The organism is Bifidobacterium sp. M0353 (genome assembly GCF_016100645.1).
Lineage (GTDB): Bacteria > Actinomycetota > Actinomycetes > Actinomycetales > Bifidobacteriaceae > Bombiscardovia > Bombiscardovia choladohabitans.
In genome coordinates this window covers 441,423-456,260 of record NZ_JACFSB010000002.1, presented here as the reverse complement: position 1 = coordinate 456,260, position 14,838 = coordinate 441,423, and the positions used below count along the sequence as shown (strand labels likewise).

Annotated in this window: 14 protein-coding genes; 6 read left to right on the top strand and 8 right to left on the bottom strand. The window is 61.4% G+C overall.

Annotated elements, in window-relative coordinates:
- Positions 1–57: 57 nt before the first annotated feature.
- The 7 genes from H3V04_RS07415 to H3V04_RS07385 form a co-directional block, all read right to left on the bottom strand.
- Complete coding sequence (locus H3V04_RS07415) at positions 58–453, bottom strand: Rv3654c family TadE-like protein (RefSeq protein ID WP_198187831.1); 396 nt, start codon at positions 451–453, stop codon at positions 58–60.
- 3 nt (positions 454–456) lie between these two features.
- A complete protein-coding gene (locus tag H3V04_RS07410) occupies positions 457–774 on the bottom strand; it encodes a TadE family protein (RefSeq protein WP_052690793.1) in 318 nt (105 codons plus the stop codon).
- Between the two features lie 46 nt (positions 775–820).
- The gene (locus H3V04_RS10180; protein ID WP_232342624.1) at positions 821–1,201 is read right to left on the bottom strand and encodes a DUF4244 domain-containing protein; all 381 of its coding nucleotides are present in this window, start codon (positions 1,199–1,201) and stop codon (positions 821–823) included.
- A 187-nt stretch (positions 1,202–1,388) separates the two neighbouring features.
- Entirely contained in the window at positions 1,389–1,931 is a 543-nt protein-coding gene (locus H3V04_RS07400) for a type II secretion system F family protein (protein WP_198187829.1), read from the bottom strand.
- The gene (locus H3V04_RS07395; RefSeq protein ID WP_198187827.1) at positions 1,922–2,584 is read right to left on the bottom strand and encodes a pilus assembly protein; all 663 of its coding nucleotides are present in this window, start codon (positions 2,582–2,584) and stop codon (positions 1,922–1,924) included. The genes H3V04_RS07400 and H3V04_RS07395 overlap by 10 nt, the downstream gene beginning before the upstream one ends.
- A 12-nt stretch (positions 2,585–2,596) precedes the next feature.
- Entirely contained in the window at positions 2,597–3,685 is a 1,089-nt protein-coding gene (locus H3V04_RS07390; RefSeq protein WP_198187825.1) for a CpaF family protein, read from the bottom strand.
- Complete coding sequence (locus H3V04_RS07385) at positions 3,682–4,563, bottom strand: ATPase (RefSeq protein ID WP_198187823.1); 882 nt, start codon at positions 4,561–4,563, stop codon at positions 3,682–3,684. Before H3V04_RS07385 ends, H3V04_RS07390 begins: the two co-directional genes overlap by 4 nt.
- A gap of 671 nt (positions 4,564–5,234) precedes the next feature.
- On the opposite strand from H3V04_RS07385, the gene H3V04_RS07380 reads away from it, so the two are divergent.
- The 5 genes from H3V04_RS07380 to H3V04_RS07360 all read left to right on the top strand — a co-directional run bounded on the left by H3V04_RS07380 (position 5,235) and on the right by H3V04_RS07360 (position 12,696).
- Positions 5,235–7,481, top strand: coding sequence for an RNA degradosome polyphosphate kinase (locus H3V04_RS07380; protein WP_198177172.1), 2,247 nt, complete (start codon positions 5,235–5,237; stop codon positions 7,479–7,481).
- A 61-nt stretch (positions 7,482–7,542) separates the two neighbouring features.
- Positions 7,543–8,622, top strand: coding sequence for an NUDIX domain-containing protein (locus H3V04_RS07375; RefSeq protein WP_198187821.1), 1,080 nt, complete (start codon positions 7,543–7,545; stop codon positions 8,620–8,622).
- Between the two features lie 13 nt (positions 8,623–8,635).
- Positions 8,636–9,331, top strand: coding sequence for a thymidine phosphorylase (locus H3V04_RS07370; protein ID WP_198177611.1), 696 nt, complete (start codon positions 8,636–8,638; stop codon positions 9,329–9,331).
- Positions 9,332–9,579: 248 nt separating this feature from the next.
- Positions 9,580–10,218 carry a uracil phosphoribosyltransferase gene (upp, locus tag H3V04_RS07365; RefSeq protein WP_015022561.1) on the top strand — a complete coding sequence of 213 codons (639 nt, stop codon included), beginning with the start codon at positions 9,580–9,582 and terminating at the stop codon, positions 10,216–10,218.
- A gap of 390 nt (positions 10,219–10,608) precedes the next feature.
- Positions 10,609–12,696, top strand: a complete 2,088-nt coding sequence (locus H3V04_RS07360; RefSeq protein ID WP_198187819.1) for an ABC transporter permease — start codon at positions 10,609–10,611, stop codon at positions 12,694–12,696.
- Here H3V04_RS07360 and H3V04_RS07355 read toward each other — a convergent pair.
- On the bottom strand, positions 12,665–13,750 hold the full coding sequence (locus tag H3V04_RS07355) for a glycerophosphodiester phosphodiesterase family protein (RefSeq protein ID WP_198187817.1): 1,086 nt from the start codon (positions 13,748–13,750) through the stop codon (positions 12,665–12,667). The two genes, H3V04_RS07360 and H3V04_RS07355, sit on opposite strands and share 32 nt — an antisense overlap.
- Positions 13,751–13,928: 178 nt before the next feature.
- Between H3V04_RS07355 and H3V04_RS07350 the strand changes: the two genes are divergently transcribed.
- Positions 13,929–14,789, top strand: coding sequence for an aldo/keto reductase (locus tag H3V04_RS07350; RefSeq protein WP_198187815.1), 861 nt, complete (start codon positions 13,929–13,931; stop codon positions 14,787–14,789).
- The last annotated feature ends 49 nt before the right edge of the window (positions 14,790–14,838 follow it).

Here is a 14,838-nt window from a genome sequence, read left to right as displayed (position 1 = left end):
CCATTTCTTTAGACACGTTCACTTTCCTTCCTAGGGCTTTCGCCCCGCTTCCTCCTCTCATCCGCAGGGCTCGGGGCCTGCCCGGGCAGACTGGACCAGACGGGGTATCATCGGGACTCCGGTGTCTACGCTCACCGAGACCCTCACATCGCCGCCATCCACCTGACAGTCCGTCATGACCCCACGGTTGAGATGGGCGACCCGGGAAGCCTGAGTACAGGGCTTCGTCTGTCCTTCATCCAAGGCAGAAGCTGCAGCCAGAGCCGAAACATCGGCGCCGGTGCGTGCACGCGTCCGACAGATCATGAGATTGCCCAGCAGCGCCGCCAGAACCAGACCCAGGCCAACCAGGGCCATCAGCATGATGCCCAGAACCGTGCCGGAGCCCGGATCCGAACCCCTAATCCATGAACCAGCACGCTCGACGCGCGTCTTTCTGGCATATTCGGGCATGACTCATTCCTCCAATATGGCTACGGCGTCGCCATGGACCTGTGCAGGCAGCACGCCCATGGGGCCGGAAACCACTGGGCATGACACCCTGACTGCCGTCTGTCCGGCTGATGGACTCAACCTCACCTGGGCATGTGGCCCGGCCATCCTGTTCACCAGCTCCTGGGAATCGCCCTTGCCCTGGGTGACGATCAGGTCTCTGGCAGCCGCGTTGGCTGCATCCTGACAGACCATGCCGACCCTGATTGTCTGGGTCAGCGTCAGCAGTATGAGAGCCAGAACCATGACAGCGGGAAGAACGATGGCGAACTCGGCTGTCACCGTACCGTTATCGGATCGCCACCATCGTCTCCGCTCGGACCGTCTTTCAGCCGACGGCACTGAGTGCCTTCTTCACCAGTCCCATCAGCAAAGTGCGTGTGGAAGAGGATTTGACGATGGCCAACAGTACACCGGCCAGCGTGGCGGCCACCACCATGATCACGGCATATTCAGCAGTGATAGCCCCCGATTCAGGCCTGGCCAGCACCACGCTCAGCCGCGCATGCAGGGCGCGCACTCCAGAATCCACAGCCTGGCTGATGCGAACGTACAAAGCCGTCATGTACCGGTTGGAACGCTGCCTTATTCTTTGCAACAACCCGGATCCGGCACCTGCAGCAGGCCATGTCGCAGCCGGCACCAACTGACCTCCTGCCTGCCTGTTCTGCAGATGGAAGACCGTCGCAACCTCCTGTGAATATGTCATCGTTCTCACCTTTGCCTTTCCTTGTCTTCCCCGCCCCGGCGAATGGCCGTTCCTCAGGGAATCGGCATCCGGTACCTTTCACTGTGCCCGTTCCTGTCCGCTTCGGTCGACTTGTCAGATACATGTGGACGAGCGGAGCTTTGACCGCCAGCCTGTGGACAACTGTGCCCGCAAGAGCTCCATACCCTCAGGACATCCCACCCGCAAAAGCCGCAATACAGGGAATGACTCCGATCAGCACGAAGGCCGGCAGAATGCACAGCCCTGTCGGCACCAGAAGCCTGACGGTGATCGTCGCCGTGGCCCGGGCCAGCACGCTGCGGGCACGGTGATCCAGCTGGCGCATGGTCGTCTCGATACGTGTTAAAGGCGATGATCCCAAACGCCAGGACGGCTCCAGACAGTCAGCCAGGACCTGCATGGACTGCCCGTAGTCAGGATCGCCAGTCGCTCCCGACCAGGACAGATCCCATCCGTTGCCATGCCCGAGCAGGTGAGCCACGCGAACCAATCGATGCCCATAAGGACCTGGCAGCAGCCCGCCAACCACACCCAGGGCCCTGGGCAGGGAGGCCCCCTGACGAACAGCGACTCCCAGCAGGGCCAGCACCAGGCTCAAGGGCGGCGGGGAGACCTGCTCATCGACTAATCGCTCACTCGAGCCGTCGAATTCCATAAGCAGAAGGGCCATTATGGTCGACAGAGCAACAATCAGCGGTTTCAGATCCATAGATCCTCCCTGCCCAGCTCGTTCATCAGCAGATGCATCCAAACCAGACCAAGAACATAGAAGGCCGCTCCAAGGATCAGGCAGAGAGTTCCCGGACCTGGGCGGCATAGGAAGGCCAGTGGTCGCGCACCCATGAACTCTCCCATGATGATTGTCAACGCTGGCAGAGTCGACAGGAGACGAATCGTGGCCTTGGGCACAGCAAAGGCTTTTTCCCGGGCCTCATCCAGTGCCGCCCGCCGCCTCTGCATGGCTGCCACGGTCCGCAGCCCATCCGAAGCCCGGCAACCCAGGATGGCGCTGAGCCCATAGCAGGCCATCAGAGCCTGGGCCATAATCGTCAGAGTCAGCCCCCGTTCCTGGGGCAGGCATCGGTTCTCCAACATGGCCATGACACGTTCCGGCGTGACCTCCCGGGTGGCGAAACGTCGCCCGGATGCCTCCTCGAAAGCCTCTACCAGACCTCCTCCATTGTCGACATAGGCAAGCAGGGAAGTGATCAGCACCGCCATACCGGGCCGGTCCGACTGTGCGGAGGGCCTGACAGACATGGCCTTCAGTCTTGTAGCTGCATCGCCGCTATGCGCAAGCAGGGCCAGACAGGCAACAGTCGTCATCATCGCAGCCAGCCAGGCTGCAATCTCGTCATTCATAATCCACCTCAACTAGGGATCGCTCGCCGAGGCGCTGGTCACAATGCCCCACCGCCTGGCAAACCTCGACCAAGCCGTTCCATAAGTAGCGGTCCCTCGGCCCGTCCAGGTACAGACAGCCTCCCCAAGAAGCCGACCGTCGGCGGCCGTTGTCAGTCGGCCAATCTGAGCGATATGCCTATGGCCGCCGGAACGCTCCAGATGGATAACAGCGTCAAACGCTCCCTGCGCCAGGGCCGCCAACGCCCTCGGCTGCAGCCCCGCTAGCAACCCCAGGGTTGCCAGTCTCGCGGGAACGCGTTCCACACTGTCGGCATGAAGAGTCGCCATGCCGCCCCGATGACCAGAATTGAAAGCCCGCAACAAATCAGCTATCTCCTCACCCCGGCACTCACCCAGGATTATCCGATCGGGCCGCATGCGCAGTGTGGCCTTGACCAGGTCGACCAGCCCCACGCCCCCTGCACCTTCAACGTTGGACTCTCTTACAGCCAGGGAAACCGTATTCCTGTGGCCGGCGATACGACCAAGCTCACGGACTTCCTCCACAACAACCAGCCGCTGCTCCTGTGGACACATGCCCAGCAAGGCCCGCAGGAGCGTGGTCTTGCCGGCACCCGTGCCACCGGTCACCAGAATGCTGGCCCGATTGACCACCAGCGCCCGAAGGATGAAGAGCCAGCTGGCGGGACACAGTCCGGCAGCAGCCAGCTCCTCCAGGCCGGGCGGGTGTCTGTTGGGCAGTCTGATGGAAATGGCGGCGCCCTCGGGGACAAGCGGGGCCAGCACGGCGTGGACTCTGATCCCCTCCCTGCTGGAAGCATCAGCCATGGGACGAGCATCATCCAGGCGACGCCCCAGCTGAGCACATAACTGCACAGCAAAGTCCCTTACAGCTCGAGGTCCTGTAAACCCGGGCCGAAGCAGAACCTCCTCCATGCCCGAGCCCCGGTCAATCCAGACATCGCCCTGCCCGGTCACCGCGATATCAGTCACCGCAGGATCGCTCACCAGCCCATCCAAGTAGCCGAACGTAGGCGGCTGAACCGAATCGTCATCGGGGAATGAACCTTCAAGGCTTTCCCCACCTCCCCTGCTCATTTGACAGCCTCAGACCGAGTCAATCCGCCAGAGGAGACCGGCTCTTCCTTTCTTTCGCCGACGACGATCATCCCTGCGATCCGCTCCACCAGTGGTTGAAGGGCCCGGGCGTAAGCACGAGGGACCCGTTCCAGGCCACGACCATCCAGAACGGATGCCGACAGCTTCGGCTGTGGTTTGAGGACCACATCCACCGATCGGCCCAGAAACTCCTCCGCCTGCTCCGGTTCGACGCCATGACTGACCCGGTGCTGGGTGGGCATCATTCCAATCAGAGCCATAGGAGGTCTACAGGAGACCAATGGACTGTCCTGGGCTCGATCATCAGCACCTCTGCGGCCGTTCAGAGCATGGAGAAGCGTCTTCGCCCGCGCAAGGCCCAGCACGGTCATATCCACCATCAACAGCGAGGGCTGCCCCTTCAGCGAGCGCAGATTACCCAGGCCCTGGCCCCGCCCGGCATCAATCAGCAGGAGATCAGCAAATCCAGCCACCGCGCTGACGGCTGCGTCCACATCCCACCAGCCCTGTGGCGGAGCACTCCAGGGATCGTTGCTAAGCAGCGGGATGCCATCCCAGACTGGCAGCTCTTCACGGAGGGCCTGAGGATCCACCCGGCCCAGGGGAGCGCGAATCCGCCCCAGCCGCATGCCAGGCGCCCCCTCGATGCCGACCAGGACATCCATCCCTCCGCCATCCAGGTCCAGATCCACCAGGGCGCATGACAGGGCCATGTTCCGAAGCTGTTTGGCCATCAAGGCCGTCATGGTCGTCAGCCCAACGCCTCCCGAGGCCGAGAGAAAGACCAGCCCTGTCACAGCGGACCCATATTCGGCTTCTGAGTCACTCCGCCCAATGCCGGCATCTCCGCCCGCCACCCTTCCTGGTCGGTGTTCAGGAGTCAACCCGACTGCATTAAAAGAGCGAGGAGTCCATTCAGGTTCCCGCCCTTTCATGCGGCCTTTTATCATCGTCGGCGGTCTGTCTATGCTCGTTCCAGTCATGGCTACCAGTACAACCGCCCCATGGCATCAGCACCAGCCCCCGGAGCTGATGTGGTCGAACGACCCTATGCTTCCACATTGTTTCGCCCTCTCTGTGCACAAATGCATCAACACCGCAACACGCCTCCAATTGCAGCATTTTTGAGACCATATCCATGAAAGGCTACAGATGCTCACATGGAAGCGACAGATTCCTCCAAAATCGGCGTATTCGACCTGCCTCAATGCACGCAATCGCACAAAAGACCAAGCCGGTAGCCTTCTGCGCTCCAACGAGATGAATATGCTTGCCATCGGCCTCGAACCTGGCATAATAGCTTATACAAGGACGGTTCGAGAGCACGGAAGCCCACAAAGTGTATGGCCACTAGGACCGATACGTTGGACGGGTGTATAAGACTTGACCGTTGCAACGATGATGTTGTGCAGAGATTCCATCTGGACCGACCTTGTGGGAACGGCCTCCTGCGGGGGGCCGTTCCTATTTATCCACAGGCTTTATCAACGATTGCAGAGGACGGCACCTGCGAATAGAGTGCTATGGTATGGTTCAGAAATTTGACGCACCCTCCAAGGCCTTGCTACGCAGCCAGATCGCGGAGCATATTGCCGAGACCGACGGCCAGGCACGACATGTATCCAGGCACTCGGATCACCCGGTCTCGCCCTTGCCTGAGGACCGCTATTTCGACCGGGAGCTGAGCTGGCTCAAGTTCAACAAACGCGTGCTTGAACTGGCCGAAGACGAGAGCGTGCCACTGTTGGAGCGTGCCAACTTCGCCGCCATCTTCGCCAGCAATCTCGATGAGTTCTTCATGGTCCGCGTGGCGGGTCTGAAGCGTCGCGTGGACACCGGCATCGCTGTGACGGCAGCCAGCGGAATGAGCCCTCGCCAGCAACTGAGGGCCATCTCCGAGCAGGCGCACAAGCTTCAGGACGAGCATGCCCACTATGTCATCGACCACATCCTGCCGGATCTGGCCACCGAAAGCATCATCCTGCTGAGCTGGACACAACTGAGCAGCCAGGAGCAGGAACGGCTCACCAACTTCTTCCGCAACCAGGTCTTTCCGGTGCTGACCCCGCTGGCTGTCGACCCGGCCCATCCCTTCCCCTATATCTCAGGCAACTCCCTGAACCTGGCGGTCCTGGTGGAGAACCCGACCTCGGGCAAGACCCACTTCGCCCGCGTCAAGATTCCCGACAACCTCTCCCGTCTGGTTCCTGTGGACGATCTGACCGATGAGGAGGGCCGGGAAGAACGCTACGGATTCATCACCATGGAGAACCTGATCATCGCCCACTTGGAATACCTCTTCCCAGGCATGATCATCAAGGAGGCCCGCTCCTTCCGCGTCACCCGCAACGAAGACATTGATGTGGAGGAGGACGACGCCGAAAACCTGCTCAACGCCATGGAGAAGGAACTGCTGCAGCGGCGGTTCGGACCGCCCATCCGCCTGGAGATTTCCGACTCCGCTTCTCCCTTCCTCTCCCAGCTGCTGGCCAGCAAGCTCCGGGTCAACCAGGAAGAGGTCTATCGGCTTCCAGCCCCCTTGGACTGCACGGTCCTGTTCGAGCTGCAGTCCATCGACCGAGCCGACCTCAAGTTCCGCCCCTTCATTCCCACCACCAACCGACAGATAGCCGAGGTGGAATCCAGCCAGGCCCAGGACATCTTCGCGGCCATCCGCGAGCATGACATCCTCCTTCACCACCCCTATGACTCCTTCTCCACCTCGGTCCAGGCCTTCCTGGAGCAGGCGGCGGCCGATCCGCGAGTGCTGGCCATCAAGCAGACCCTCTACCGGACCTCGGGCAACTCGCCCATCATCAATGCCCTGGTGGATGCCGCGCACGCCGGCAAGCAGGTCCTGGCCCTGGTCGAGATCAAGGCCCGGTTCGATGAGGAGGCCAATATCGCCTGGGCCCGTCAGCTGGAACGGGCCGGCGTCCATGTGGTCTATGGAATCGTGGGGCTCAAGACCCACTGCAAGCTCTCCCTGGTGGTCCGTCAGGAGCAGGACGGCCTGCGTCGTTACTGCCACGTGGGCACCGGCAACTACAACCCAAAGACCGCCCGCCAGTACACCGACCTGGGCCTGCTCACCTGCGACCCGGTGGTGGGGCAGGACCTGACCCGGCTCTTCAACCAGCTGTCAGGCTATGCGCCCAAGTCCTCCTTCCACCGTCTGCTGGTAGCTCCACGCACGGTACGCTCGGGGCTGCTGCAGCGAATCGCCCGTGAGGAAGAGACCGCTCTGAGCGGCAAGCCTGCGTGGATACGGATCAAGGTCAACTCCCTGGTGGATGAAAAGATCATCGACGCCCTTTACCGGGCCAGCCAGGCGGGGGTCCGCATCGACATCGTGGAGCGGGGCATCTGCGCCCTGAAGCCAGGTGTGCCCGGGCTGAGCGAGAATATCCGAGTCCACTCCATCCTGGGACGGTTCCTGGAGCACAGCCGTATCTTCGCCTTCGCCAACTCCCAGGGTCCCCAGATCGGCGAGGGCCCCCTGGCCGGGCCGGAGGTCTGGATAGGTTCTGCCGACCTGATGCACCGCAACCTGGACCGCCGTGTAGAGGCGCTGGTCCGCATCACTGCGCCCGAGCAGGTGCAGGGACTGATCGACTACGTGGATCTGCAGATGGCCGACAGCACAAGCTCCTGGCACATGCAGCCTGACGGCACCTACGTACGACACAGCCGGGATGATCAGGGTCGGCCTCTGGTCGATTCGCAGGAGTATCTGATCGACCGTCACGCCCGAACACCCAGGGCCAGGCGATGATGATGCGCCTCCAGGCCGGCAGGTCCGCCGCCAAGGCGGACAATCGGAATGGCACCCGGCCATGAGCAGGACGGTCGAGGCAGCCGGAGCCATCCTCTACCGGTGGCGCACAAACTTCCAGGGATGGATGAAATTCAGCGACGACGGCCGGGCAGCCCCTGGAGCCAGTCCCCGATCCGACCTTGATGAGCTGGAGCTCTGCCTGGTCCATCGTCCTAAGTACGACGACTGGAGCTGGCCAAAGGGCAAACTGGAAAATCGTGAGACCCACATGCGGGCGGCCGTACGCGAGGTCGGTGAGGAGACGGGCTGTCTTGTCCGGCTTGGGCCCTACCTGGAGGATGCCGAATATCCGCTGAACAACGAGGGCCGGCGCAGGGGCGGCAAAGGCGGCAGGCTCAAACATATCTGCTACTGGATGGCCACACCGACCGACCCGGAATATGCCGCCGGTCAGAGCGCATTGCTGGGGCCCATCCACCGGCCTGATTCCAGGGAAGTCGACCAGATACGATGGGTCGGAGCCTCCGAAGCCCGCAAACTGTTGACCCACCCCAGCGACAGAACCATACTGGACGCCTTCGTGGACCGGGTGGAGCAGGGCGGCATCCGGGCTCGTCAGCTGATCATTGTCCGCCACGGCAAGGCAGTTGCCCGGAAGGATTGGACAGGCAAGGATGCAAATCGTCCTCTGACCCCCAAGGGCGCTGGCACCTCCTACGCCCTGGCTCGGGAACTGGCCTGCTTCGCGCCCGACCGCCTCCTGTCCTCCCCCTGGATCCGCTGTGTGCAGACATTGCGACCCTACGCCGACGAAGTAGGCTTGCCCATGGAGATGGTGGCCTGCCTGACGGAGACCTCCTACCACCGACGCCCGGACCAGGCCCACAGCTGGCTGGACAGGCAGATGGCCGACCTGCTGACAGGCAACCGGACCACCATGATCTGCATGCATCGCCCGGTCCTGGGAGGTATCTTCGAAAAGCTGCGCGGGCTCTGCTCCAGCGGATCGCTGTCCAAACGGCTGCCCGACGACTCCCCCTTCATGCCCACCGGCAACGCCATCGTCCTCAGTCTGACCGGCAATCCCAATCATCCGACCATCATCGACATACAGAAGGTGACTCCCATTGTCTACTGACAGCAACTCCAGAATCGGCTCATCCTCAATCCGCTCCTCCCGCACAGGATTCGTGGCCTCCGGCACCGGAGCATCCCGGCCCTCACGCCCAGGCCAGCTGGACCCGGCCATCGCCGATCAGCTCTCCGGAGGCATGGACCCCCAGCAGATCAGCGAAATGAGCCATGTTTCGGCGGCCTCCCTCTTGGACCGGGTCCACCACAGCACCGATCCAGCCATCGTCAAACGGGTTCTGACCCTGGTAGACCGTGAGGGCGTGGATGTCGTAGCCGAGCTCTGGAGCGACAGCGACCCCGACTCTCTGCCCGGCATTCTTTGGCGACTCTACATGCTTCGCAGCTGGATGCGTAAGGACGCTGATGGAATCAGTCGTCTGTGGAGGCTGGGCGAACCCACCGACACTGCCGCATCAGCTATAGCCGGGGTGGATCAGGCCCCGGAGGCCGACGACATCATCCGAACCGCCGACTCCATCCTCTCCGGAGCCTTCACCGGCGACTTCGCCGTAGCCCTGGAACGGGCCGGAGCCTTCTGTGACGTGATCGCCCGCGGCATCAAAGCCACGATCCGGGACGCCCAGAGCCGGCAGCTGGACGGTCAGGAGGCCAAGGAGGTCGACGCGGCACAACGCACTGTCAACTCCCTCAACCAGACGGCCCGTGACTTCATGCGGGGCGCATCGCTCTGGCGGCGGGGACGGCTGGAGTAGAATCCGCCACCCTTTCATGCCGGAAGCGTAAGCGCGCCGTGAACACAGATCAGACCCCGGCATGCCCTACAATGGGGACTGCGTCGGACCATGGCTAAGCCCCGGGCTCCGTTTGTTGCCGCTGCGAGCGGCGTTTGCGCCGACAGGCGCTTGCATGGTTCGGCGTTTTCATTTTCATTCCCAAATCGAAGGCAGCATGGCTTGCCGGTCGCTACCAGAAGCCGACCCGCTGAGCTACGCTGAGAGGTATGGAACTTCACGTACTGGAACACCCGCTGATCGAGCACAAGCTGACCGTATTGCGGGACAAAAACACCCCTTCCAACACCTTCCGCGAGCTGATCAGCGAACTGGTCATGCTTGAGGCCTACGAGGCCACACGCAATCTGGACATCGAGGACCACCCCATCGAGACCCCGGTCGCTCCCATGGTGGGCAAGAAGCTCTGCTCCCCGCGCCCCATGGTGGTTCCCATCCTGCGCGCCGGACTGGGCATGCTTGACGGCATGACCCGACTGCTGCCTACCGCTGAGGTCGGATTCCTCGGTCTCAAGCGCGACGAGAACACCCTGGACATCATCACCTACGCCAACCGCCTGCCAGAGGACCTCTCCGGTCGTCAGTGCTTCCTGCTGGATCCCATGCTGGCCACCGGCGGTACCCTGATCGCCGCCACCAAATACCTGGCCGAGCGCGGGGCCAAGGACGTGACCTCCATCAACATTCTGGCCGCTCCTGAGGGCCTAAACCGCCTCAAGGAGGAGATGGACCCCTCCATCAACCTCAAGGTGGTGGTCTGCGCAGTCGATCAGAAACTGAACGAGCACGCCTACATCGTGCCCGGCCTGGGCGATGCCGGCGACCGTCTTTACGGCGTCATCGACTGACCTGACGAACTGACGGAGCACGGACCCCATACCTGACAAGGACCCGAATCCTGCACGATTCGGGTCCTTTTTTCAACGGTGTTCAATGTCCTTTCCGGCGGATGCTGCCTAAGATAGGCAGGCTTCACTCTCCTACCTCGTCTGCAAGGATAGGCTCGGGTATGAAATCGTCGCTATAGAAACTGCCGACTCTGCAATGCCATGGAGCTTAGCGAACCAGTCATCACATCTATAATCCTCCCGCCCTCCATCCTCTTGCCTCTTACACTCACCTTTCGCACGAGAATGCCTAATCGCTGATTGCCACCCTGGTTCTCCCCTGGTCTGACCCTGAAAACACCCTGAGTGGGCCTTCGCCCGGTGTTGCAATAGGAACAGCAGCATTCAAGGGTGAGAAAGGAGCACACCATGGAGGGCAAGTCCCTTTCCCTAGGTAGATCAATCACAGGAACCGGTGCCTCAGGACCGATGGGTGGGGGCGGCTCGCAAACCGCAGGTCGGACCAGGGTACGCACTCCTGGCCTGGCCTCCCTGGTGCGATCCTTTCTGCATGAGCATCGGTCCTCCTACACGGTCATGGTCCTGGCGGTCATGGCCGCTTCGGTCCTTACCAGCGCCTGGGTCCAGGTAGCCATTGCCGCTCGGAAGGGCGACGGAATGCCGGATACACGCGCAATGAATTCCTACGATCGCGCTATGACCCTGTCCTTACAAGACGGCGCTTCACAAATATCCATAGGGTACGCCTGCATATGTGGGTTCGTCTCCATCTTCCTCGTCATCACTTCTGTGGGGTTCCTGATCGAGCGCCGTCGTCGCGAGTATGCCATGATGCGGCTTTCAGGCGCCTCTCCCAGGACCGTGAGATTCATCTCCCTACTGGAATTCATGATTCCGGTAGGTTTGGCCGCCCTCCTGGGCAGTCTGGCGGGATGCCTGCTGGTGCCAGCATTCGCCAAGTCCCTGATCAACTCAGGCCTCGAAGCGCTGGAAATGAGCGCGCATCCACACCCCATGGGAATTATCTTCGCTTTCGCTGGGATACTCCTGGCAGGCCTCTTAGGAACCTGGTTCGCCGCCAGGAGGATTACCGCGATCTCTCCCATCGAGGCCCTGCAGGACTCCGAGAACCGATCGGGGACCAAGTCAATTGGTCCTCTTCGCCTGATAATCGCCCTGGCCGGCCTGGCTGGAGGACTGGCCATGGTCTATCACCGCTTCAATGGCATGGACATTGAAATCCAGATTCTGGCCTCGACCGGATGTTTGCTGGTCATCATCGGCGCCCTGGCTCCTGTCCTGGTTCCGGCCTGCGCCAACCTGATCGGCATCCCCTTCCAACTGGCCTTCCGAGGCGCCGGTCTTCTGGCGCGCCAAAGGGCGCGAAAGGAGAACCGGAGCTCCACCGCCGTAGCAGTGCCGATCATACTGATGCTGGTCATCGTAACCGGATTTATAGCCCTGGGACGGTCCAGCTGGGCGCAAGAAGCCATAAGCCGGTATAAGCCGGTCGCTGCCGAAGTCATGGTCACAACAGATACCAAAGACACCAGGGATTTGGACCGGCAACTTCGCTCGTCCGCAGATGTAGGATCCGCCGTCACCTACAGCAAAGAATCTTGGAGAAGAGCGGGCAACACAGACAGCAAAAGCGATGCACCTTTCATCAGTGCCATGCACATCAACAAAAGCGGCAAGGCGCTTGACACGATCAGTCCTGCTTTCATCACAGGCTCGGCTGCAGACCTGGGAGCAGGTAAGGTCGCCATATCGAAAGGCCACAGTCAGGAAAAGAATCCCCTCGGACGCACGCTGACCTTAATCGACAAAAACGAAAAGCGTCACACGCTGACCATCACCGCCATTGTTGACATGACACCGACAGGGCAGACAGGCGAGTACCTGATCATGGATGACAGCCTGTCACAACTGGCTCCCGACGACCGTGGGTTGACTACCTTAGTCAGGACCGCTCCCCGAGTCCAGACAAACGATTTGATCAGTAAGCTCAACGCTTCATGGGACAGCAAGGGCATCAAGGCTTGCACCAAGAAGGAGTACATTCGTTCCGACATCCAAAGGTCACAGAAGGTGCAGCGGGCCATGCCCCAGATAGCGAACGGGGCCATCGTCCTGACGGCCATATTCCTGATCCAGGCATGCGCCATCGCAGTCAATGAGCGTCGCCAGGAGAATCGGAGAATGCAGGCTGCCGGTGTTTCACGTGGAACATTGGTCTGCTCCTCGGTTTGGGAGTCAGTAATCGATGCTCTTTCGGCCATCCTGCTTTCAGCCCTGGCCATGGCGGGGGTGCTGGCCGTCATCTTCCACCAGTTGTCCGGCCAGATAGACATGAGCGTCGTGCCTCTCCCCTACGGCTACTTCCTGACCATGGCCCTCTGGGCGATAGGCCTGGCTGCTGCGGCCTCAGGCCTGTACAGCTGGTTCAGCTCTCGGGCAGATACGATTCGAAGATGATGCCGTCGAAGTCCGGGCTGGCCGCCTCCTGCGCGCGCTCGGAACGGACGGTCCAGGCGATGGGCGTCCCACCCAGGAATCGATAGAGCCGCATGGGCATTGAGTGCCCGCTGTGCCACTCGCAGGCCACGAAGTCCGGCCGCCCCAGCCAATTGAAGAGGAGGGACCCGGCCATCCAGCGCACAGCCGAGGAACATGTGTCTACGCGACCGTGGTAGGGGGCGACCAGTTGTCCCCTAGTGACGCCTGGGTGGTGAACCCGATACCAGGCAAGGGCCAGGACATTGAAGGACTCAATCACATAAGGACCCTGGTATTGAGACAGGAGGGCATCGGTGCGGTGCATAAGCTCCCGATCCAAGCCCCGGTCCATCTTGATCTCGACGACCAGGGGCACCCGGCCATCCACCAGAGCGAGCACATCAGACAGAAGAGGCACATGCTGCACTTCAGAATCGTCGAGACTCTCGTCCTCTCCCTCCGTTTCGGGACCGCCATCGTGGTCGGCAGAACCCGGAATCTCTTCCACGGACTCAAAAGCCTGGGCTGGGCTTGGGCACAGGGGAATCCTCCGCAGCTGATCGTAGGTCAGGTCCGCAACTGCTCGATTGACACCAGCCACCCGCCGCAGATCTCCATCGTGGATGACCACCACCTGGCCATCACGGCTGAGATGGACATCCAACTCAATCCCGTAGCCGGCCCTGCAGGCCGCTTCGAAGGCAGCCAGCGAATTTTCGGGCGCCACCACCCGATGGGGATTGGCCGGAGCCGAAGCGTGCCTACCTAGGGGTTTAACAGACGCAACCTTCAGGCAATCATGAATACGGTGCAAGTAGGCGGTCTGTTCAGCGTCGGGATTGGTCGTCTCCATCCCCGAGCCAGCATCGTGCAGACCCCTGTGGGCATAGGGATGCGAGGATAGGCCGACAGGCTTTCTTCGGCCCGCAACCACCGAAAGGCCAGGAGCCAGGGCCCAGCACCAGGCTCCAAAAACCCCGAATCCCAGACCCAGTGCGACCTTGCCGGCCAATCGTGCTTTGGACCCCATCATCGCCTCCAGCCATCAGCTACTTCACTACCCACGCTAGCATCGCAGGAGGCCGGACGCGCTTTGCCGGCTTGACTTCAAGCTGCTTCAAGGCCTTATCCTTGAACAAGCAGATTAGAGAGGCATGCCCCGCCTTTAACCAACTCCGTCAAGCAATCTGCCAAGAAAGAAGCACAATACCATGCAGAACGATTCATCCACTGCCGTCCCGTCCGTCAAGCTCAACAACGGCGTCCTCATGCCCATGGAGGGCTTCGGCGTCTACCAGATCGCCGACCTGGACGAGTGCCGCCGCTCGGTTCTGGATGCTCTGGAAACCGGGTACCGGGCCATCGACACGGCCCAGGCCTATGGAAACGAGCAGGCCGTCGGAGATGCCCTGGCCCAGAGCGGCCTCGACCGCGACCAGGTCTTCCTGACCACCAAGGTCTGGATCACCAACTACGGGTACGACAAGACCAAGGCCTCGATCGAGGAGTCCTTGAAGAAGCTGGGGACTGACCACCTGGACCTGGTCCTCCTTCACCAGCCCTTCAACGACTACTACGCAGCCTGGCACGCCCTTGAGGATCTCTATGACCAGGGTGTTCTGCGGGCCATCGGAGTCTCGAACTTCTATGCCGACCGCTATGTGGACCTGGTCAAGTTCAACAGAATCGTCCCGGCCGTCAACCAGCTGGAGACCCACGTCTTCCACCAGCGCCCCCAGGAACGCACCTACATGGACATGTACGGCACCCGGATCGAGTCCTGGGGACCCTTCGCCGAAGGCCGCCAGGGGATGTTCACCAATCCGACCCTGACCGAGATCGGGCAGGCGCACGGCCGGACCGCAGCCCAGGTGGCCCTGCGCTTCCTGGTCCAGGACGGGGTCATCATCATCCCCAAGACCACCCACCGCGAGCGCATGCGCGAGAACCTCGACATCTGGGACTTCCAGCTCAGCGACCAGGAGATGGACCGGCTGCGGGCCATGGACACCGGCAAATCCGCCTTCATGAACCATGAGGACCCTGAAACCGTGGAGGACTTCGCCGGCTGATTCGGCATCAGACAGTGTCTATACCCATATGGGCTGAACGGGCTCTCAG